Source organism: Methylobacterium sp. J-048, assembly GCF_022829515.1.
GTDB lineage: Bacteria > Pseudomonadota > Alphaproteobacteria > Rhizobiales > Beijerinckiaceae > Methylobacterium.
In genome coordinates, this window is sequence record NZ_JAKSYL010000090.1 from 21,122 (window position 1) to 41,056 (window position 19,935).

The window sequence follows — 19,935 nt, forward strand, 5'->3', positions numbered from 1 at the left end:
GAGCCGAGGCCGCGACAGGCGATCAAGAGACGGCGGAATCCATGGCCGACATCGACACGTATCTCGACGAGAAGCGGCGCGCGCTGGCGGCCCGCGATGCGCGGATCCGCCGGGGCGAGGCCGGGCCGGTGCCCCTGACGGCGCGGGCCACGGTGGAGGGCGGCAGCGGCGTTCGGCGGATCGGGATCCGGCGGCACGCGATCGTGTCCGACAGCGCGCCAGACTTCGCCGGGTTCGATCTCGGGCCCGGGTCGCCGGAACTCCAGCTCGGCGTCCTGGGCTCGTGCCTCGCCCACACGATCCTGATCCAGGCGGCGTTGCAGGAGGTGCCGATCACGTCCCTGGAGGTCGAGGTGACCGGGACATTCGATCCGCGCGCCGGCGCAGACGGCTTCGAGGCTATCCCCGTGCACCCGCAGAACCTCGCCTACACGGTGCAGATCGACTCGCCGGCCGACCCGGCCGTGATCGCGGCGCTTCAGGCCCGGGTCGAGACGGCCTGCCCGATCCTCAACCTGCTGCGCCTGCCGCAGAATGTCAGCGGCCGCTTCGTGCAGGGCCGAACCGCGAAGGAGACCGACGCGTGACGACCACCCGACGCCGGTTCTCGACCCTGGTTCTCGCCCTGGCGGCGGGCCTCGCGACCACGGCCGGGGCGACCGCGGAGGATGCCCCACCGAAAGAATTCCGGATCGGCTATCAGAAGGTCGGCCTGATCGTGGTCGCGCGCCGGCTGGGCACCATCGAGAAACGGCTGGCCGCCGCGGGGACGACGGTGCGCTGGGTCGAGTTCCAGGCCGGTCCGCCCTTGTTGGAAGCGCTCAACGCCGGCGGCATCGATTTCGGCTATACGGGCGACGCGCCGCCGATCTTCTCGCAGGCGGCCGGCGGCAACCTCGTCTATGTCGGTGCCGTGCCGCCTTCCGGCGACAGCGAAGCCATCATCGTCAAGGCGGATTCGCCGATCCGCACGGTCGCGGATCTCAAGCGCCGCACGGTTGCGGTCGGGCGCGGGACCAGCTCGCACAACCTGCTGGTCGCCGCCCTCGAAAAGGCCGGACTGGCCTTCTCCGACATCAAGCCCGCCTATCTGCTGCCCGCCGATGCCGGCTCGGCCTTCGCCAACGACAGCGTCGAGGCCTGGACGATCTGGGATCCGTATCTCGCCCTGACGCAGGCCCGCAACGACACGCGGATCCTCACCACCTCCGGTCAGACCTTCGAGGCGCCCGCTTTCTTCCTGGCCAACAGGACGTTCGCCGAGGCGCATCCGGGCATCGTTGCGAGCGCGCTGGCAGGTCTGGCGGAGGCGGCCGATTGGGCCGGCGCCCATCGCGATCAGGTGGCGCAGGCCCTCGCGGATGTGACCGGCATTCCCTACGCCATCCAGAAGGTCGCGGCCGACCGCACGCAATTCGGCGTGCGTCCGCTGTCCGACGCGATCCTGTCCAGCCAGCAGACGACCGCCGACCGATTCTACCGGCTCGGGCTCATCCCGCGCGCTATCCGAGTCCGGGACGCGGTCTGGACGCCGCCGCGAAGCTGAGCACCGGGGACTGTTCAGGCAGAAGACGGTTTCGACGAAGGGCGCATCCAAGAACCTTTTGGGTTGGTTAGGGCTTCACGTCCGGCCGCGGATCCGAGACGAAGCCGTCGCGGTTCGGCATGCGGATGGCCGCCAAGGATTTTGCGTCGAGGGTCGCGTCGTCCGGAACCAGGCCGTTGAGGTGGAGGACATAGGCCGAGACCGCATAGACATCGCTGTCGCCGAGCGATTGCGGTGCGTTTAACGGCATCGCGCGTCGGATGTAGTCGAACAATGTCGGCGCATAGGGCCAGAAGCTGCCGACCGTCTTGATCGGCTTGGCCGAGGCCAGCGTCCCCTGGCCACCGACCAGTCTTTCCCCTGCCCCGCCCTCGCCGCGACTTCCATGGCAGGAGGCGCATTGCGTCTCGAACACCGCTCGCCCCTGGGCGACGCTGCCGCTGCCCGGCGGCAGTTTTCTGCCGTCGCGGTCGATGTCGATGTTCCAGGCGGCGATTTCCGTCTGGGTCGCGGGCCGGCCGATCCCGAGGCGTTCGGTCGAACGGGCCCCCCCGCCGATCCCCATCAGGAGCGCGGCGCCGGCCAGCGCTGCAACCCTACGCGTAGCCATTGGCGACCTCGCCGCTCGCCGCGATACGCCAGGGCACGACGGCGTTGTTGTGGTAGAACGAGTTGAGCCCGCGGATCGAGGTGAGGTCCCCGAAGCTCGGCTGGACATAGCCGGTCTCGTCGATCGCCCGGCTGGCGATGGTCGTCGGCTGGCCGTCCCAGGTCCAGGGGAGGCGGAACCGGGTCAGCGCCCGGGTCAGGACCGGCTCCTGCAGGGCCGCATCTTGCCAGGTCGTTCCGGAATCGACCGAAACCTGCACGCCACGGATCTTGCCGCGGCCGGACCAGGCGAGGCCGGTGATCTCGTGGAAGCCCGGGGCGATCCGCTGCGTGCCGGAAGGCCGCGTGATGATCGACTTCGCCTCCATGACGAACGTGAATTGCCGCGCGGTACCGTCAGGCATCAGGTCGGTATACTTCGCGGTCTCTTCGCGGGAAAAGGCCGGCTCGGTGGTGACGTTCAGCCGCCGCAGCCACTTCACGCTCATGTTGCCCTCGAACCCGGGCAGGAGCACCCGGAGCGGATAACCCTGCTGCGGGCGCAGCCGCTCCCCGTTCTGGCTGTAGACCAGCAGCGCGTCGTCGAGACATTTCTCGATCGGTATGCTGCGGGTCATGGCGGCGGCATCGGCGCCCTCGGCGACCACCCAGCGGGCTTCGGGCTTGAGGCCGGCCTCCCGCAGAACCGTGGCGAGGCGGACGCCGGTCCATTCGGCGCAGCTCACGAGGCCGACGAGGTCCGAGGCGGTCCGACCGGCCTTGATCGCCTCGAAGCCCGGATTGCCCGAACATTCGAGGAAGTGGATGCGCGATTCCGACGGAAAGCGGCGGATGTCGTCCAGGGTCAGGACCAGCGGCGTCTCCACCAGCCCGTGGACCAGCAGCCGGTGCCGGGCCGGGTGGATATCGGGGATGCCGCCGTGGTGGCGCTCGTAGAACAACCCGTTCGGCGTGAGAATGCCGTCGAGCTCCTGCAGCGGCGTGCGGCTCGAGGCCGAGATATATTGTTTGAGGCCCTTCGGCACGTTGCGGATGATGCCGCTCTCGAACCGCGAGGGCTGGCCGTAGGTCTGGCTCCCGACATCGGCGCCCGGGGCCTTCGTCCAGTCGGGGATACCGGGGGGCGCCGCCTCATCGGCCCGGCCGTGTCCGGGCGCACCACCCCCGGCCAGGATGCCCGCCGCCGCAGCCGCGCCCTGGGCCAGGAAGCGCCGCCGCGCGGACGGATTTTCTTTGGGATCGTCCTGGCTCATCGCGTCGCGTTCCGAACGGGCGGTCCGCCTCCGGGGGCGACCGCGATGCTACAATCGCGACGCGATTGAAGCCGCGGGCGGGCGATGCCTGACACGGTGCCGTCTCGTGCCGCGGGGTCCATGGGCCCGGATAGACCCGCCGTCAGTGAAGCACCCACCCGATGAGGCAGATCAGGAGAGCGCTTGCGACGATATAGGTCCGCATCCGGCTTTCCTCGCTCGGCATGCGCGCATCGACGGCGTGCAGAAATTCGTAATCCTGGATGTCGTCTCTCATGGTCATGGTCAAATCTTCTCTGATCTCCGTTTTTTCGGGTTCGTGGGTCGGCTGCGAGATGTCGTGCGCCATCTCGGCCACGGCCGGCCGGAAGCCCGGCTTCCCCGGGTCGGTCGCCGTCGGCGCAAGGAACGCGCCGGATCGGATCCGTCGCGCCGGCGGCGAGGATGACGGACCATTTCAAATGTCCGCTGCGTGGTGACTGCAGCAAGACTCCCCGGCGGGTAGGTAGATCGCGCGTAAGCTGCACAGGCCATCGCGGCTCTTCACGGACGCAAAGCCCGAACTCATGGCGGATAGATTTGGGAACGCGCGCTCCAGCCGGTGCGGATCGTTGTCGAAATGCATGCAGGTCTCGCAGCGTCGGGCGGCGTGCGACGCCCAACGCAGGCCCTTGAGCGCAAGCCACCAGCGTGGGGTCGTCACTTCGCCAACGCCGCCCAGTAGGAGCCGAACACCAGCACCGACAGGACGAAACCCACGACGAGATTGACCACGACGCCCGCCGTAAAGGCGATGGCAGGCCGGCCACCCGCTGGAGCGAAGTCGCGAAACCGGGTGGTCAGCCCGATCGAGAGGAAGCTGAACGTGAAGGCCCAGATCCGCAGGCTCGTGATCGGCGCGATCAGGGTCGGTTTCACCTGCGCATTGTAGTCGGCAAACGAGATGCCGCGGGTCACCACGGTCACCAGGATCGAGGCGAGCAGGAACCCGACCACGAATTTCGGGAAGCGCCACCAGATCTGGCCGACCTCCACCGGTCCGCCGGTCCCGGACCGCTCCCAGTAGGTCACCGAGATGAGCGACAGGACGAGCGCCCAGATGCCGATCCAGACGTCGCGGCCGACCACCTTGATCAAGGTGTAGGCCCATACCGCCTGATCGGCGGTGCCGGCGATGCCGGTCTCCGGCCCGGCGAGGCCGCCATAGGCCTGGGCGGCCGCGAAGCCGGCCGCATCCGCGAATTCCGAGGTGCCGATCCACGCCCCACCGACGCCGGCCGGCAGGCCGAGGGCTCGGGCCACGAGGGGCAGCAGGAAGATCAGCACGATCGCCCAGAGCACGACGAGGGTGATCGCGATCGGCGGGTCCTCCTTGCGGGCCCGCACCGCCCCGGCGATGGCGATGGAGGCCGAGACGCCGCAGACCGCGCCGCCGGCCCCCAGCGTCGCCGCCAGCCGGTGGTCAAGGCCGAGCTTCCGCGCCACGAAGAAGATGACCAGGAAGGTCAGGATCGAAACGATCGAAGCCTGCAGGATCGCGACCGGCCCCGCCCACAGGATCAGCGTGAACGGCAGGGTCGCGCCGAGCAGGACGATGCCGAGCTTGATGTAGAACTCGACCCGGAAAGCGCCCGACAGCGAGGCCGGGATGCCGGTCGTGTTGGCGATCAGCAGGCCGAGGAACAGGGCGATCAGCGGCGGTTCGAGGTTGTAGGTCTGGGCCTTGTCCCAGGCCCCCAGCACGAAGATTCCCAGGGAGACGAGATAGACCAGCACGAACGAGCCCAGGAAGGCGGAGGGCCGCTGGCCGATCGCCGTGAGGGCGGCCGTGAAGACCGCAGCGAAGACCACGAACTGGGCCACGTAGCGGACGGCATCGGCCGAGAGCTGCGCGAGGAGCTGATCCGGGCTCGACCATTTGGCCGGCGCCACGGCGATCCAGCCGATGCTCGTCCCCTGCGCGAACGCCGCGTAGGCGATCAGGACCGTGGCGAGGCCGACCCAGACGGCCCACCAATCCTCCTTGCGCCAGAGTTCGCTCCAACCGCTTCCACGGTCCGGAGACGCCCGCTCTTGCGTGGCCGATATCGAAGCGCCCGAACCCATCTCGTCCCCCTCGCTGCGACGACTCGCAATCCTCGACGCCCTGCGCTCGCCGGCGCCGAACCGGTCTCCGCGGCACCGACGCGCCCCGAACGTCCCCGAAATCGAGGGGCTTCACCCGCGGCAGTGGTGTTTCGTTTCCGCCTCGGCCCGGCCTGCGCCGCGAGTTCGGCCGACGGCCTGGGCCAGAGTTGCGGAGCCCCAATCGTGTCGATGACGGCGCCGCCGGTCAAACGAAACGATCACTTTTGTTGGGCCGGATTGGAGGATAGCCTTCCTGGATCGTCAGGTTGCACGTCCCGATCCTTCGCAGCCCTAGACTTATGCGGCGAAAGACCTGACTTGGCGCGTCATCAATGCGTCGGATCCGCCGGAGCCGGCGCAACCCGCGCGGGCGGCCGGGAGCCAAGATGCTCGCGAAGCGTCCGGCCCTCGTACTCGCTACGGAACAGGCCGCGCCGGCGCAGCTCGGGCAGCACCAGCGCGATGAAGTCGTCGAGGCCCCCCGGCAGGGTCGCCGGCATGATGTTGAAGCCGTCGGCCCCCTTCGCCCGGAAGCGCTCCTCCATCTCGTCGGCGATCTGGGCGGGCGTCCCGACGATCTGCGAATGGCCCCGGGCACCGGCGATCCGCAGGTAAAGCTGGCGCAGCGTCAGACCCTCCCGGCGGGCGAGGTCGAACATCAGCTGCTGGCGAGATTTCGCGCCCTCGGCCTCCGGCAGCTCCGGCACCGGCCCGTCCGGATCGTAGCCGGACAGGTCGAAGCCGCCGACCATGCGCTCCAGCAGGGCCAGGCCGACCACCGGGTCGATCAGGTCCTGAAGCGCCTCGAACTTGGCGCGCGCCTCCGACTCGGTGCGGCCCACCACCGGGAACAGCCCCGGCATCACCTTGAGGTCGTCCCGTTCGCGGCCGAAGCCGGCCATCCGGTCCTTCAGGTCGCCGTAGAACGCGACCGCCTCGTCGAGCGTCTGGTTGGCGGTGAACACGATCTCGGCCGTGCGCGCCGCCAGATCCTTGCCGGGGCCCGAGGACCCGGCCTGGACCAGCACCGGCTGCCCCTGGGGCGTGCGCGCGATGTTGAGCGGACCCCGGACCTCGAAATGCTTGCCGCGGTGGTTCAGCGGCCGGAAGCCGTCCGGCTTCGAGAACTGGCCGCTGGCGCGGTCGATGATCACCGCCCCGTCGTCCCAGGTGTTCCAGAGGCCGAGGACGACGTCGACGAATTCCTCGGCGCGCTCGTAGCGGTCGGTATGGCGGGCGATCTGATCGGTGCCGAAATTGGCCGCCTCGGCATCGGTCGTCGAGGTGACGAGGTTCCAGCCGGCGCGGCCGCCGCTGAGATGGTCGAGCGAGGCGAAGCGGCGGGCGACGTTGTAGGGCTCGTTGAAGCTGGTTGAGGTGGTGGCGACCAGCCCGATCCGGCTCGTGACCGCCGCCAGCGCCGAGAGCAGCGTCACCGGCTCGAAATGGGCCGAGCGGGCGGTGCGCTCGCTGGAGCGGAGGTTGCTGTCGCGGATGCCGGTCCCGTCCTCCAGGAACACGAGATCGAACTTCGCTTCCTCCGCCCGGCGCGCCCAGCCGACGTAGCGCTCGAGGTTGAGCCCGCCATCGGCCTCGCTCGACGGGTGGCGCCATCCGGCCACGTGGTGCCCGGTGGCGTAGAAGAAGGCGCCGAGGCGAAGCGTGTCCTGGGTCATGAGCCGATCGGGGTTGGAGGCGGTGCGTTCCGGGTCGAACGCGCGCGGCGTCAGCGCACCATGCCCCAGCGCCGGACCGTGAGCCGCTCGAACGTCGCGAACACGACGTTCTCGACGATGAGCCCGATCGCGATGACCAGCAAGAGGCCGGCGAAGACCCGGTCGGTGTAGAGCTCGTTGCGATTCTGGTAGATGTACCAGCCGAGCCCGCCCTGGCCGGAGGCGGCGCCGAACACCAGCTCGGCCGCGATCAGGGTGCGCCAGGCGAAGGCCCAGCCGATCTTGAGCCCGGACAGGATCGCCGGCAGCGCCGCCGGGATCAGGATCTGCCAGACATAGGCCAGGCCCGTCAGGCCATAATTGCGCCCGGCCATGCGCAGGGTCTCGGGCACGCCCTGGAAGCCCGCGAAGGTGTTGAGCGCGAGCGGCCACAGCACCGCGTGGACCAGCACGAAGATCAGGCTGCCGGAGCCGAGCCCGAACCACAGCAAGGCCAGCGGCAGTAGCGCGATGGCCGGCAGCGGGTTGAACATCGCCGTCAGGGTCGAGAGCAGGTCGCGGCCGAACTGGGTCGAGACCGCCAGCGTCGTCAGGCCGAAGGCCAGCACGACCCCGCCCAGATACCCCTCCGCCAGGACGGTGAGCGAGATCCGGGCCCGCTCCAGAAGTTCGCCGCTGCCCAGGCCCTCGACCAGGGCCGCCAGGGTGGCGCCGAAGCCGGGCAGCAGCAGGTCGTTGTCCTGCCAGCGCGCCAGCGCCTCCCAGACGAGGGCGAGCGCGACGAGGATCAGGCCCTTGCGCAGCCAACCCTGCTGCCAGATCCGCGTCGACAGCGGCAGCACGCGCTCGACCGGAACCTCCACGAAGGGCGGGAGCACCAGATCGTATTCCGATCGGATCGGCGGGCGGACGTGCTGATTCATCGCGCGGGAGCCGCCGGGACGGGCGTTTCGGGATCGGTCTCGAACAGGCGGCCATGCAGGCGCTGCACGGCCGCCTGGAACGCTGCGCTGCCGACGCTCGTCAAGTCGAAGTCGTGGCTGTTGTACTCGCCCCGAAGCCGGCCGGGATGGGGCGAGAGCAGCGCCACCCGGTTGCCGACCACCAGCGCCTCCTCGATCGAATGGGTCACGAACAGCAGGGTGAAGCGCACCTCCTCCCAGAGGGCCAGCAGCTCCTCCTGCATCTTGCGCCGGGTCAGGGCGTCGAGGGCGGCGAAGGGCTCGTCCATCAGCAGCACTTTGGGCTGCGTCGCGAGCGCGCGGGCGATGGCGACGCGCTGCTTCATGCCGCCGGAGAGCTGGTGCGGGTAGCTGTCGGCGAAGGGCGTGAGACCGACCTTATCGATGTAGTGCCGCGCCCGGGCCTCGGCCTCGCGCCGGCCGACGAGGCCGGCGGCGCGCAGCGGGAACGCGACGTTCTGCGCCACGGTCTTCCACGGCGGCAGCTGGTCGAATTCCTGGAAGACCACGATGCGGTCCGGCCCCGGTCCGCGCACGACCTCGCCGCCGAGGGTGATCGATCCCTCGACCGGCGGGATGAAGCCCGCGATCGCCTTGAGCAGGGTGGACTTGCCGCAGCCGGAGGGCCCGAGCAGGATGAACCGGTCCGCCTCGTAGACATCGAAGCCGACTCGGTGGGTCGCCCGGACCACGCGCTCGGGCGTGCGGTATTCCAGGGTCAGGTCCGAGACCCGCAGCAACGGCGCCGGCAGGCCGGCCGGCGGTGCTTCGGCCTCGGTCCGGGCGGGGCTCGGCTCGGGGCGCGCCGCCGATACGTCGCGGCGCTCGGCTACCAAGGTCATGCGCTCAACTACCCGTCGCGATGCGGGGATTGGCGAAGAAGTAGTCGTCGAGCGTCTTCGGCTCGTTCCGGATCGCGCCGACGCGGTGCATGAACTGCCCGAGCCCGATCGTGTTCTGCGGCTCGATCTTGAAGGTCACCTCGGGGTTGCGGATCACCTTGAGCAGCAGGTCGCGGTCGATCCGGCTGTTATTGGACTTGATGTAGATGTCGGCGGCCGTCTCGGGATTGTCGGTGATGAACTTCGCCGCCTCGGCGAGGGCGTCCACGAAGGCCGTGTAGGTCTTCGGGCTGTCCCGGTAGAATTTCTCGGTGGCGTAGAGCACCGTCGAGGAGGCGGGGCCGCCCTGAACTTCGTAGGAGTTCAGGACGATGTGCGCGTTCGGGTTGCCGGCCAGCTCCTGCTCCTGGAACGGCGGATTGCCGAAATGGCCGGTGATCTCGGTGCCGCCCTTGATGATGGCGGCCGAAGCCTCCGGATGCGGAACCGCGACGCTGGTCTTGTCGAGCCGGGCGAAGTCCTTGTCGCCCCAGAGCTTGGCCGAGGCCCATTGCAGGATGCGGGACTGAACCGAGACGCCGACCGCCGGCACCGCGATCCGATCCTTGTCGGTGAAGTCGCCGATCGTCTTCACCTCGGGCCGGTTGGAGACGAGGTAATAGGGAAAGTTGCCCAGCGAGGCGACGCCCTTGACGTTCTGCCGGCCGCGGGTGCGGTCCCACAGGGTGAACAGAGGCCCGACACCAGCCCCGGCGACATCGATGCTCCCCGACAGGAGCGCATCGTTCACGGCCGAGCCGCCGGAGAGCTGCGCGTACTCGACCTTGATGTCGAGGCCGGCTTCCCTGCCGTGCTTCTCGATCAGCTTCCGGTCTTCCGCCACGTTCAGCAGCAGGTAGACGACGCCGAACTGCTTCGCGATGCGCAGCTGTCCCTCCGCGGCCATGGCCGGCCCCGCGGCGAGGACGAGCCCGAACAGGGCTGCAGCCTGCCGGCGCGAGAACAGGATGCGTCGCTTGCCGATCATGGTTCCTCGCGTTCGCCCGGCACGAGAAGCGTGCGAAGTCGGCCTGATTGCGGGCGAGAACTTGCCTTTTCGCTGATACGGCGTCAACGAGAACGTTCTTTTTACAGAACAATCGGATGGAGATACTGTTTCTATGGGCCGCCCAATACGGAGAATAATCTTCGTGCCATCGAAATTTACGTCGGCTTCACGGGTCGTTCCAGCTCCGATAAGAAACACGTCTTTTACCGGCCCTGCCGATGTGGCCGGCGCGTTCTACAAAACGACCGCGTAGCCCGCCTCGCCATCGGGTGATCGCGCCGTCCCACCGATGTGGCCGACCTGCGAATCCGATCCCTCATAGCGTCGCGAGCATCCGATATGGCCTGGCCTCCGACAGGCGGCGGTGTTGGCGAGCGCGGTGTTTCATCGCTTGCGCGACGCGCCCAGAAGATCAAATTTCTGTCTATCGGGCTGAGAGTGGGGCATTTACATCGAGATTTGAGTATCTTTGGAATGCGCGACTTTGCGGCTCTGGTCTAGTTTACGACGCGCGATCACAAGCTCGCGGTCGCAACGATCGCCCCGAACAGATCCCATCCGGTTCTCCTTGAGCTACTGCGTATGGGAGGCTTGGACGCCGGGGATATGGTGGGGGGCTCTCGATAAACGGCTGCCCTATCCCCCCTGGGCTGCGGGATTTCAACCACTGGGTCCCGTGAGGTCGAAAACCATCATGCACCCGCGCTCAACCCTCCGCCCGCCAGCCGCCGGACTCCGTATCCTGGCGGCCGTGCTGCTGGTCGCACTCGGCGCCGCGCCGGCCCTCGCCCGGGTGAAGATCGGCGTGACCCCCGGGTCGCTGGCCGACTCCGTTCACGTCGCGGCGGCCGAGGCCAAGGCGCAGGGGCTCGCTGTCGAGGTGGTCGAATTCACCGACTGGACGACGCCCAATCTAGCCCTCGCCAACGGCGATCTCGACGTGAATTACTTCCAGCACCAGGCCTTCCTCGACAACGCCGTCAAGGAGACCGGCTTCCCGTTGAAGAGCGTCGCCCTCGGCATCCTGCCCAATATCGGCCTGTACTCGGAAAAGCATGCGAGCCTTGCCGCCCTGCCGGACGGCGCCAAGGTGGCGGTGGCGAACGACCCGGTGAACCAGGGCCGGGGCTTGGCGCTCCTCGAAACCGCAGGGCTCATCAAACTCAAGGCCGGAATCAGCGCCAAGGCGACCCTCGACGATGTCGTAGCGAACCCAAAAAAGCTGAAATTCGTCGAGATCGAAGGGCCGCAACTGGTCCGTGCCGTCTCGGATGTCGATCTCGCGCAGGGCTATCCGGCCCATTACGTCAATGCCGGCCGCGCCGACATTGCCGGTCAGGCGCTGATCTATTCCGGCATCGGCGACCTCACCTATGCCATCCGGTTCGTGACCCGGGCCGACCGCGCCGACGATCCCGAGATCGCGAAGTTCGTCGCGCTCTACCAGACCTCGCCGGCGGTGCGGGCGCGGATCGACGCGTCCTTCGCCCACAACCCGAGCCTCTATTCCCTACCCTGGCTGCCGCAGGCCGCCCCATCCCAGAGTTCCGCCCGATGAGATTCCTGCCTCTCCTTGCCGCCGCCTTCCTGTCGCTCGGCGCGATGGCCGCCCGGGCGGAGACGCTCACGGTCGGCGTGGTGCCGGGCGCCTATGCCGACGCAGTCAATGTCGCCGCCGCCGAGGCCAAGGCCCAGGGCATCAACGTGAAGGTCATCGAATTCAGCGACTGGACGACGCCGAATGTCACGCTGGATGCGGGCGACATCGACCTGAACTTCTTCCAGCACCGCCCCTTCATGGAGAATGCAGAGAGGCAGAAGGGCTACAAGTTCGCGATCGTCGGGCTCGGGATCCTGCAGAACCTCGGGCTCTATTCCCTGAAGCACAAGAGCTTCGATGCGATCCCCGTGAGCGGCACGGTGGCGATCGCCAACGATCCGGTGAACCAGGGCCGCGGCCTGCTGCTGCTTCAGAAGGCCGGTCTGATCAAGCTGAAGGACCAAGTCGGTTTCCTCGGTACCCTCGACGATATCACCGAGAACCGGAAGAAGCTGAAATTCACCGAGGTCGAAGGGCCCCAGCTCGCCCGCATCACCGGCGATGTCGATCTGGCCCAGGGCTATCCGCACTTCATCGTCGCGGCCGGCACCTTCGATCCGACCAGCGGACTCATCTACACCGGCATCGAGGACAAGCTCTTCGCGGTGAGCTTCGTCACCACGGCGGCGCGCAAGGACGATCCGACCATCGCCAAGTTCGTGCAGATTTTCCAGAATTCGGAAGCCGTGAAGCGGCAGATCCACAAATCCTTTGCCAACAGCGACAAGCTCTACCTGCTGGCGTGGCAGAACTGATGGCCGGCCTCGCGTTCGACAGCCTCCGTGCTCCGGCCCGCTGGATCGCCCGGGACCAGCCCAGCGTCGCCGCCGCGCCCGCCGTGGCGGAGGCGACCGAGACCCGGACGGCGGGCACCGTGCGGTTCGAGGCGGTGTCCAAGACCTACCTGTCCGCCGCCGGCCCGGTGCAGGCCCTCGATCGCGTCGATCTCGACGTGCCGGCGGGCGCGATCTTTGGCATCATCGGCCGCTCGGGGGCGGGCAAGTCGAGTCTGCTGCGCACGGTCAACCGGCTTGAGGATCCGACATCCGGCCGCGTGCTGGTCGATGGCGAGCCGATCGAGTCGCTGGATACGGACGGGCTCGTGGCCCTGCGTCGGCGCGTCGGCATGATCTTCCAGCATTTCAACCTGCTCTCGGCCAAGACCGTGCGCGGGAACGTGGCGCTGCCGCTCAAGGCCGCCGGCCTGCCGAAGCAGGAGATTGCCGCACGGGTCGATGAAGCGCTGCGCCTCGTCGGGCTCGAGGGCAAGGCGGACACCTATCCGTCCCGACTCTCGGGCGGCCAGAAGCAGCGCGTGGGCATCGCCCGCGCCCTCGTCAGCCGCCCGGAAATCCTGCTCTGCGACGAGGCGACCTCGGCCCTCGACCCGGAAACGACCCTGACGATCCTGAACCTGCTGCGCGACATCAACCGGCGGCTTGGGATCACCATCATCCTGATCACCCACGAGATGAGTGTGATCCGGGAAATCTGCAGCGACGTGGTGGTGCTGGAGACGGGCCGGGTTGTCGAGACCGGTCCGGTCTGGCGGGTGTTCGGCGCCCCCGAACATCCCACCACCCGGGCGCTCCTCGAACCGCTGAGCCGCGGCCTGCCCGCGGATCTGGCCTCCCGGCTCCAGCCGCACCCCACGCCGGGGACGGCAACGGTCCTCGCGATCACCTTTGCCGGTCAGGCTGCCCCCGACCTGTCGGCCCTAGCCGCGGCCGCCGGCGCGCCAGTCCGGCTGCTCCAGGCTGGCATCGAGCGGATCCAGGGCCACGCGGTCGGCCGGATGCTGGTCGCGGTCGATGCGGCGGGGCCGGACGCCGAAGACAGGCTTCGCGGGCTCGGAGGGACTATCGAGAGGATTGGGTATGTCGCCGCAGATGATTGACCGCCTCTGGCAGGCCTTCCTCGACACGCTGGTCATGGTCGGCGTCTCGGCCGGGATCGCGGTGCTCGCCGGCATCCCGCTCGCGCTGTTCCTCGTCACCTCGGAGCCCGGCGGGATCTTCCCGGCACCGAAGGCCAACCGGGTGGTCGGGACGATCGTCAACGGCTTCCGCGCCGTGCCGTTCATCGTCCTGCTGGTGGCGCTGATCCCGTTCACCCGCCTGGTGACCGGCACCACCATCGGCGTCTGGGCGGCGATCGTCCCGCTCTCGGTCAGCGCGACGCCGTTCTTCGCGCGGATCGCCGAAGTTTCGCTGCGCGAGGTCGATGCCGGGCTGATCGAGGCGGCGCAATCCATCGGCTGCCGGCGCCGGCACATCCTGCTCCACGTGCTCCTGCCCGAAGCGCTGCCGGGGATCCTGGGCGGCTTCACCATCACGGTCGTGTCGATGATCGGCGCCTCCGCGATGGCCGGTGCGGTCGGCGCCGGCGGCCTCGGCGATGTCGCGATCCGGTACGGCTACCAGCGCTTCGACACCACCGTGATGGCAGCGGTGATCGCGGTTCTGATCGCGCTGGTCTGCCTGGTCCAGTTCACGGGCGACCTCGCGGTGCGGCGGCTGCGCGCCCGTTGACGGTCCCGCATCGGGCCATCCGCCTGCGGCCCCCTTACGGGCCGCCCGTTTCCGTTCGAGGTGATCCGACCATGACCCAGCCCCGCGCCGACGACCGGGTCGACGGTCCCGAGGAGAGGCACCCGCTGCCGCCCACACGCCCGCACCGGATCCGCACCGATGCGGAGGCGGTCGCGGTCGCCCGGACGGTTGCCGCGCGCTTCGCCGACGGTGCCGCCGAGCGCGACCGCGAACGGCGCCTGCCTTGGGCCGAGATCGAGGCGTTCACCGCGAGCGGCCTCGGCGGCATCACCGTGCCGCGGGCCTATGGCGGCGCCGATGTGGCGCACGCGACGCTGGCCGAGGTGTTCGCGATCCTGGCCGCCGCCGACGGCTCGGCCGCGCAGATCCCGCAGAGCCAGTTCGGCGTGCTGGCGCTGATTCGGGCGGCAGCGAGTCCCGACCAGCAGGCGCAGATCTACGGCGCCGTGCTCGCCGGCCATCGGATCGGCAATGCCGGGCCGTCCCGCAACGGCAAGGCGATCACCCAGGTGGAGACGCGGCTCGCTAAAGGGCCGGAGGGCAACCGTCTCAACGGCCGGCGCTTCTATTCCACCGGTGCCCTGTTCGCCTACTGGATCCCGACCCGCGCCGTGGACCCGGACGGCCGGCCGCTGCTGGTCTGGGCACGCCGCGACGCCCCGGGCGTGCGGGTCGTGGACGATTGGCAGGGGTTCGGGCAGCGCACCACGGCGAGCGGCACTGTGGTGTTCGAGGATGCCCCGATCGAGGACAGCCTGACCATCGCGCTCGCGCCCCTGGCCGAGCGGCCGGCCCTGTTCGGCCCGGTCTCGCAAATCGTGCAGGCGGCCATTGATGCCGGGATCGCCCGCGGGGCGACCGAAGCCGCCCTGGACTTCGTGCGTACCCGGACGCGGCCCTATCCCTTCACCGTCGAGACCATCACCGAGGACCCCCACCTCCTCGGCGAGGTCGGGCGGCTGGAAGTCGATCTGCACGCCGCCGAGGAGGTGCTCGCCCGGGCCGGTCGGACACTGGATCGCATCGCCGCCGCACCCATCACCGCGCAGAGCTCGGCCGAGGCCTCAGTCGCCGTCGCCGAGGCCAAGATCCTCACCACCGAAGTCGCGCTCGAAGCCTCCGAGCGGCTGCTGGAACTCGCCGGTGCCTCGGCGACGCGCGCGAACTACAATCTCGGCCGCTTCTGGCGCGACGCGCGGGTGCACACCCTGCACGATCCGGTGCGCTGGAAGTACCACCTGCTGGGGGATTACAGCCTGAACGGCGCGCTGCCCGCCCGGCACCAGTGGAACTGAGGGCCATGCCGCTTCAGCCACACGAATCCGCCTTCACGCGTTTGCCCGAGCCGCCGCGTCCGGTGCCGGTGCTCGCCGACGACGACGCGGCCCTGGCTGCCGCCCGGACCCTGGCCGCCGAACTGGCCGCCGATGCGGTCGTGCGCGACCTCGACCGCCGGCTGCCCTTCCCGGAGATCGAGCGCTTCACCGAGACCGGCCTCTGGGCCATTACGGTGCCACGGGACTACGGCGGCACCGGCGTGAGCGCCACCACGGTCGCGCAGGTGATCGCGATCATCGCGGCGGCGGACGGGTCGATCGGCCAGATCCCGCAGAACCACTTCTATGCCCTCGAAGTGCTGCGCAACGGCGGCACCGAGGCGCAGAAGCGCGACCTCTACGGGCGGGTCCTGGCGGGCGAGCGCTTCGGCAACGCGCTCGCCGAGATCGGCCAGCGGGACCATATCCGCCGCACCCGGCTCGTGCGCGATCCGTCCGGCTGGACCGTCGAGGGGCGCAAGTATTACTGCACCGGCTCGCTGTTCGCCCACCGCATCCCGGTGATGGCGAATGCCGAGGAGGACGGCCGCGCCGTGGCCTATCTGGTGTTCATCCCCCGGGACGCCCCCGGCGTTACGTTGGTAGACGATTGGGACGGGTTCGGCCAGCGGATCACCGGCTCGGGCTCGATCCTGTTCGAGCGCGTGCGGGTGGAGCCGGACTGGGTGGTGCCGTTCCAGACCTCGATGGACCGCCCCACCGCCATCGGCCCCTTCGCCCAGATCCTCCATGCCGGGATCGATCTCGGCATCGGGCAGGGGGCCTTCGCGGCGACGCTGCCGTTCGTGCGGGACCGGGCCCGGCCCTGGATCGATGCCGGGGTTGCGCGGGCGAGCGAGGACCCGCTGACCCTCCACGCGCTGGGCGACGTGCGGGTGCGGCTCGCCGCGGCCGATGCCCTGCTGGAACGGGCCGGCCGCTTCGTCGATGCCGCGCAGGCCGAGCCCGACGCGGACAGCGTCGCGGCGGCTTCCGTGGCGGTGGCGGAAGCCCGGGCGGCGAGCCACCGGGCCGGACTGCTCGCGGCCAACAAGCTGCTCGAACTCGGCGGCACCTCCGCCACCGGTCGGGCCGAGGCGCTGGACCGCTACTGGCGCAACGTCCGCACCCACACCCTGCACGATCCCGTGCGGTGGAAGTATCATTGGATCGGCGCCTACCACCTCGACGGCCGGCTGCCGCCTCGGCATGGAGCGCTCTGATGGCCGCCAAGAAGCAGATCCGGCTGAACGCGTTCAACATGAACTGCGTCGGCCACATCAATCACGGGCTGTGGACCCATCCGCGCGACCGCTCGACGGAATACAACACCCTCCGCTACTGGACCGACCAGGCGAAGCTCCTGGAGCGCGGCCTGTTCGACGGGCTGTTCATCGCGGACATCAGCGGCGTCTACGACATCTACGGCGGCGGCATCGACGTCACCGCGCGCGAGGCGGTGCAGCTCCCGGTCAACGACCCGAGCCTGCTGGTCCCGGCCATGGCGGCGGTGACGGAGCATCTCGGCTTCGGCGTCACGATCAACGTTCACACCGAGGCGCCCTACACCTTCGCCCGGCGGCTCTCGACCCTCGACCACCTCACCGGCGGCCGGATCGGCTGGAACATCGTGACCGGTTATCTCGACAGCGCCCATCGCGGCCAGAGCGGCGGCAGCCTGCCCGCCCATGACCGGCGCTACGATTATGCCGACGCATATCTGGAGGTCCTCTACAAGCTCTGGGAAGGCAGCTGGGACGACGCGGCCGTGCGCCGCGACCGGGCAGCGCGGGTGTTCAGCGATCCGGCCCATATCCGCCCGGTCTCGCACCACGATGAATTCTTCGCTATCGAGGGCTATCACCTGTCGGAGCCGTCGGTGCAGCGGACCCCGGTCCTCTACCAGGCCGGCGCGTCGGGCCGTGGCCGGGCCTTCGCGGGGCGCCACGCCGAATGCGTGTTCATTTCCGCCCGCGACCGGGGCGCGGCCCGCGACGCCGTCCGGGCGATCCGGGCCGAGGCGGTGGCGGCCGGGCGCCGGCCGGAGGACGTGAAGGTGTTCGTCGGTCTGGCGGTCATCCCAGGGCGCAGCCGGGCCGAGGCCGAGGAGAAACGGGCCGAATACCGGCGCTACGCCAACCCGGAGGCGGGCCTGGCGCATTTCTCCGCCTCGACGGGGATCGACTTCGCCCGCTATGGCCTCGACGATCCGATTCCCTACGGCCCCGGCAACGCGATTCAATCCGCCACCGCGGCCGCAGCCAAGCGGGGTCTGACCAAGCGCGACCTCCTGGCTGAGCTGGAGCTCGGCGGGCGCTACGCGGTGCTGGCCGGCGATGCGGTCTCGATCGCCGACGAACTCCAGGCCTGGATCGAGGAGGGCGAGGTCGACGGGTTCAACCTCAGCCGCATCGTCGTGCCGGAAAGCTTTGCCGACTTCATCGACATCGTGATCCCCGAGCTGCAGGATCGGGGCCTCTACAAGACCGCCTACGCGGACGGGTCGTACCGGCACAAGCTGTTCGGACAGGGCGACCGGCTGCCCGAACGCCATGCCGCCCAGGCTTTTCGTGGACCGGCAGCTGGGCGGAATCAGGCTACCTGACGAATGCGGCCGATCAGAAACAAGAAAGCTCGGCCGCGCGTGAGCGCGACCGAGCCGGGATTCGAGCAGCTGTCAGAGATCAGGTCCAGTCGCTGTCGTCGCCGCCACCGAGATCGCCGCCGAAATCGCTCGACGGATCGCTGAAGCTGGCATCCTGAAAGTCGCTGCCGCCGCCACCACCGCCGTCGAGGGCCGAACCGAGATCCTGGTTGCCGCCGTCGCCGTAATAGTTGTTCACGACCGTCTCACCGCCGCCGCCGAGGCCCGCCGCAGCGGCGCTGCCGAGGCTCGAATGGCCGCCGGCGAAGGCGTTCGACAGGGCGCTGCCGAGCAGCATGCCGCCGGCCGCGCCGGCCGCCATCGGAAGCGCGGTCGCCATGAAGCCGCCGCCCCGGGCCGGAGCCTGCGGCTGGCCGCCCCACGGACCACCCTGCTGCTGCGGCGGGTAGCCCGGCTGCTGCTGCGGGTAACCCTGCTGGGGATAGCCCTGCGGCGCGCCGCCACCGCCGCCCCAGGGCTGGCCGGCAGGACGCTGCTGCTGCCCATAGCCCGGCTGCGGCTCCTGGCGCTGGCTGCTGCCGCCGCCGAAGATGCTCGACAGGAACCCGCCGCCCCCCGAGGACTGGGCCGGCGCAGCCTGGCTGCGGGCCTGCTCGAGCTGCTGGTTCAGGCTCTTGATCGCCTCTTCCTGCACGTAGATCAGCTGCGCCATCGCGTAGGGGGCGTAGGGCTGCGTGCGGAGCTTGTCGGCGATGAAGCGCTCGGCCTCCGCGTCGCGGGGCTGGCTCTGGGCCTGCTCCAGGCGCTGGAAGATGCCGGAGATGACGTCGCGTTCTTCGCTATTCATGGAGTTCTCCTCCTCGAGTCGTACCCGCGGGCTCGAACGCGCCGCACGGCCGCAGAGGACATGGGGGTGCGGTGACGCTTTGTCAGGGGAGGTTGCGAAAACTTCATCCAGGCCCAGGAGGCGCAACCGGGACGTGAAAAAGCCCGACCTCTCGGCCGGGCTTTTTCATCCGTCGCAATCGGGTCGGCGCGTTGGACGCACCGAGCCCGGGTCTTAGTACGAGCCGAACTTGTAGTTCAGGCCAGCGCGGACGACGGCGAACTCGTCGTCGCGGCGGCCGATCGGGGTCACGTAGGCCGGGGCGAGGTTGGCGGCGTTGACGAGCAGGACGCCCTGGTTGCGGGTGCCGCGGTCGAGGTTGACGTACAGGCCTTCGACCTTGAACGTCACCGCCGAGGAGCGGAAGAAGTTCAGGAACGAGTCGGTGGGGAGCGCATACTCGATGCCGCCGCCGACGGCGTAGCCGGTGCGGAAGCTGTCGTTGCCGGCATAGCCGCCGAAGGAGCGGTCGGCGCTGCCCGAGCCGTAGGCGAAGCCGCCGGTGCCGTACACGAGGGTCCGGTCGAAGGCGTAGCCGAGGCGGCCGCGCACGGTGCCGAAGTAGTCGAGGCTGGCCAGGCCGCGCGGGTCGTTGAGGGTCAGGCCGGGCGCGATCGCGCCGCCGCTGACGAAGGCGTTGTTCCGGTCGCGGCCGAAGTCGAGGTACTGGGCATCGGCCTCGATGCCGACGACCACGCCCGAGCCCGGGGTGAACTGGTAGTTGTAGCCGACCTGGGCGCCGCCGGAGAAGCCGTCCTGGCTGCGGTTGCGGAAGGTGGCGACGGCGGCCGGGCCGCTGGTCAGGCCGACACCGCCCGGCACGACGAAGGTCGAGTTGTTGGAGCGGCTGCTGGCGTCGAAGGCGTAGCCGGCGTTGATACCGAAATAGGCGCCGGTCCAGGTGAACACCGGC

The 19,935-nt window shown here is 69.2% G+C and carries 19 protein-coding genes; 9 read left to right on the top strand and 10 right to left on the bottom strand.

Annotated features, from left to right (window positions below):
* Positions 1-41: 41 nt before the first annotated feature.
* Entirely contained in the window at positions 42-587 is a 546-nt protein-coding gene (locus MKL09_RS06705; protein WP_244019068.1) for an OsmC family protein, read from the top strand.
* The gene (locus MKL09_RS06710; protein ID WP_244019069.1) at positions 584-1,546 is read left to right on the top strand and encodes an aliphatic sulfonate ABC transporter substrate-binding protein; all 963 of its coding nucleotides are present in this window, start codon (positions 584-586) and stop codon (positions 1,544-1,546) included. Before MKL09_RS06705 ends, MKL09_RS06710 begins: the two co-directional genes overlap by 4 nt.
* 67 nt (positions 1,547-1,613) lie before the next feature.
* Here the strand turns inward: MKL09_RS06710 and MKL09_RS06715 are convergent, their stop codons facing one another.
* The 8 genes from MKL09_RS06715 to MKL09_RS06750 all read right to left on the bottom strand — a co-directional run bounded on the left by MKL09_RS06715 (position 1,614) and on the right by MKL09_RS06750 (position 10,042).
* The gene (locus tag MKL09_RS06715; RefSeq protein ID WP_244019070.1) at positions 1,614-2,156 is read right to left on the bottom strand and encodes a c-type cytochrome; all 543 of its coding nucleotides are present in this window, start codon (positions 2,154-2,156) and stop codon (positions 1,614-1,616) included.
* Complete coding sequence (gene soxC / locus MKL09_RS06720; protein WP_244019071.1) at positions 2,143-3,408, bottom strand: sulfite dehydrogenase; 1,266 nt, start codon at positions 3,406-3,408, stop codon at positions 2,143-2,145. Before soxC ends, MKL09_RS06715 begins: the two co-directional genes overlap by 14 nt.
* A 142-nt stretch (positions 3,409-3,550) precedes the next feature.
* Positions 3,551-3,757 carry a hypothetical protein gene (locus tag MKL09_RS06725; RefSeq protein WP_244019072.1) on the bottom strand — a complete coding sequence of 69 codons (207 nt, stop codon included), beginning with the start codon at positions 3,755-3,757 and terminating at the stop codon, positions 3,551-3,553.
* Between the two features lie 350 nt (positions 3,758-4,107).
* Positions 4,108-5,514, bottom strand: coding sequence for a YeiH family protein (locus tag MKL09_RS06730; RefSeq protein WP_244019074.1), 1,407 nt, complete (start codon positions 5,512-5,514; stop codon positions 4,108-4,110).
* Positions 5,515-5,864: 350 nt separating this feature from the next.
* Positions 5,865-7,211: an LLM class flavin-dependent oxidoreductase gene (locus MKL09_RS06735; RefSeq protein ID WP_244019076.1), complete on the bottom strand. Its 1,347-nt coding sequence runs from the start codon at positions 7,209-7,211 to the stop codon at positions 5,865-5,867.
* A 50-nt stretch (positions 7,212-7,261) separates the two neighbouring features.
* Complete coding sequence (locus MKL09_RS06740; protein ID WP_244019077.1) at positions 7,262-8,134, bottom strand: ABC transporter permease; 873 nt, start codon at positions 8,132-8,134, stop codon at positions 7,262-7,264.
* Positions 8,131-9,015 carry an ABC transporter ATP-binding protein gene (locus MKL09_RS06745; protein ID WP_244019078.1) on the bottom strand — a complete coding sequence of 295 codons (885 nt, stop codon included), beginning with the start codon at positions 9,013-9,015 and terminating at the stop codon, positions 8,131-8,133. The genes MKL09_RS06740 and MKL09_RS06745 overlap by 4 nt, the downstream gene beginning before the upstream one ends.
* 4 nt (positions 9,016-9,019) lie before the next feature.
* The gene (locus MKL09_RS06750) at positions 9,020-10,042 is read right to left on the bottom strand and encodes an ABC transporter substrate-binding protein (protein WP_244019079.1); all 1,023 of its coding nucleotides are present in this window, start codon (positions 10,040-10,042) and stop codon (positions 9,020-9,022) included.
* Between the two features lie 715 nt (positions 10,043-10,757).
* Here MKL09_RS06750 and MKL09_RS06755 point away from each other — a divergent pair.
* From MKL09_RS06755 to MKL09_RS06785, 7 genes are all read left to right on the top strand, one after another.
* Positions 10,758-11,621, top strand: a complete 864-nt coding sequence (locus tag MKL09_RS06755; protein WP_244019080.1) for a MetQ/NlpA family ABC transporter substrate-binding protein — start codon at positions 10,758-10,760, stop codon at positions 11,619-11,621.
* Positions 11,618-12,418 carry a MetQ/NlpA family ABC transporter substrate-binding protein gene (locus MKL09_RS06760; RefSeq protein WP_244019081.1) on the top strand — a complete coding sequence of 267 codons (801 nt, stop codon included), beginning with the start codon at positions 11,618-11,620 and terminating at the stop codon, positions 12,416-12,418. The genes MKL09_RS06755 and MKL09_RS06760 overlap by 4 nt, the downstream gene beginning before the upstream one ends.
* On the top strand, positions 12,418-13,560 hold the full coding sequence (locus tag MKL09_RS06765) for a methionine ABC transporter ATP-binding protein (protein ID WP_244019082.1): 1,143 nt from the start codon (positions 12,418-12,420) through the stop codon (positions 13,558-13,560). The genes MKL09_RS06760 and MKL09_RS06765 overlap by 1 nt, the downstream gene beginning before the upstream one ends.
* A complete protein-coding gene (locus MKL09_RS06770; RefSeq protein ID WP_244019084.1) occupies positions 13,541-14,194 on the top strand; it encodes a methionine ABC transporter permease in 654 nt (217 codons plus the stop codon). Before MKL09_RS06765 ends, MKL09_RS06770 begins: the two co-directional genes overlap by 20 nt.
* Positions 14,195-14,265: 71 nt before the next feature.
* Positions 14,266-15,510, top strand: a complete 1,245-nt coding sequence (locus MKL09_RS06775; RefSeq protein WP_244019085.1) for an SfnB family sulfur acquisition oxidoreductase — start codon at positions 14,266-14,268, stop codon at positions 15,508-15,510.
* A 5-nt stretch (positions 15,511-15,515) separates the two neighbouring features.
* The gene (locus MKL09_RS06780; RefSeq protein ID WP_244019086.1) at positions 15,516-16,754 is read left to right on the top strand and encodes an SfnB family sulfur acquisition oxidoreductase; all 1,239 of its coding nucleotides are present in this window, start codon (positions 15,516-15,518) and stop codon (positions 16,752-16,754) included.
* Entirely contained in the window at positions 16,754-18,136 is a 1,383-nt protein-coding gene (locus MKL09_RS06785; RefSeq protein WP_244019087.1) for an LLM class flavin-dependent oxidoreductase, read from the top strand. The genes MKL09_RS06780 and MKL09_RS06785 overlap by 1 nt, the downstream gene beginning before the upstream one ends.
* A 79-nt stretch (positions 18,137-18,215) precedes the next feature.
* On the opposite strand, the gene MKL09_RS06790 is transcribed toward MKL09_RS06785, so the two are convergent.
* Both MKL09_RS06790 and MKL09_RS06795 read right to left on the bottom strand, forming a co-directional pair.
* Positions 18,216-18,983 (bottom strand): DUF2076 domain-containing protein, encoded by a 768-nt coding sequence (locus MKL09_RS06790; protein ID WP_244019088.1) that lies wholly within the window; start codon positions 18,981-18,983, stop codon positions 18,216-18,218.
* Between the two features lie 213 nt (positions 18,984-19,196).
* A partial coding sequence (locus MKL09_RS06795) for an outer membrane protein (protein WP_244019089.1) occupies positions 19,197-19,935 on the bottom strand: 739 nt, incomplete at its 5' end.

Coding starts and splice junctions, on each gene's coding strand:
- MKL09_RS06730 (WP_244019074.1), bottom strand. CDS start 5,514: ATGGGTTCGGGCGCTTCGATATCGGCCACGCAAGAGCGGGCGTCTCCG.
- MKL09_RS06770 (WP_244019084.1), top strand. CDS start 13,541: ATGTCGCCGCAGATGATTGACCGCCTCTGGCAGGCCTTCCTCGACACG.
- MKL09_RS06715 (WP_244019070.1), bottom strand. CDS start 2,156: ATGGCTACGCGTAGGGTTGCAGCGCTGGCCGGCGCCGCGCTCCTGATG.
- MKL09_RS06705 (WP_244019068.1), top strand. CDS start 42: ATGGCCGACATCGACACGTATCTCGACGAGAAGCGGCGCGCGCTGGCG.
- MKL09_RS06780 (WP_244019086.1), top strand. CDS start 15,516: ATGCCGCTTCAGCCACACGAATCCGCCTTCACGCGTTTGCCCGAGCCG.
- MKL09_RS06755 (WP_244019080.1), top strand. CDS start 10,758: ATGCACCCGCGCTCAACCCTCCGCCCGCCAGCCGCCGGACTCCGTATC.
- MKL09_RS06725 (WP_244019072.1), bottom strand. CDS start 3,757: ATGGCGCACGACATCTCGCAGCCGACCCACGAACCCGAAAAAACGGAG.
- MKL09_RS06765 (WP_244019082.1), top strand. CDS start 12,418: ATGGCCGGCCTCGCGTTCGACAGCCTCCGTGCTCCGGCCCGCTGGATC.
- MKL09_RS06745 (WP_244019078.1), bottom strand. CDS start 9,015: ATGACCTTGGTAGCCGAGCGCCGCGACGTATCGGCGGCGCGCCCCGAG.
- MKL09_RS06740 (WP_244019077.1), bottom strand. CDS start 8,134: ATGAATCAGCACGTCCGCCCGCCGATCCGATCGGAATACGATCTGGTG.
- MKL09_RS06750 (WP_244019079.1), bottom strand. CDS start 10,042: ATGATCGGCAAGCGACGCATCCTGTTCTCGCGCCGGCAGGCTGCAGCC.
- MKL09_RS06760 (WP_244019081.1), top strand. CDS start 11,618: ATGAGATTCCTGCCTCTCCTTGCCGCCGCCTTCCTGTCGCTCGGCGCG.
- MKL09_RS06775 (WP_244019085.1), top strand. CDS start 14,266: ATGACCCAGCCCCGCGCCGACGACCGGGTCGACGGTCCCGAGGAGAGG.
- MKL09_RS06785 (WP_244019087.1), top strand. CDS start 16,754: ATGGCCGCCAAGAAGCAGATCCGGCTGAACGCGTTCAACATGAACTGC.
- MKL09_RS06790 (WP_244019088.1), bottom strand. CDS start 18,983: ATGAATAGCGAAGAACGCGACGTCATCTCCGGCATCTTCCAGCGCCTG.
- MKL09_RS06735 (WP_244019076.1), bottom strand. CDS start 7,211: ATGACCCAGGACACGCTTCGCCTCGGCGCCTTCTTCTACGCCACCGGG.
- soxC (WP_244019071.1), bottom strand. CDS start 3,408: ATGAGCCAGGACGATCCCAAAGAAAATCCGTCCGCGCGGCGGCGCTTC.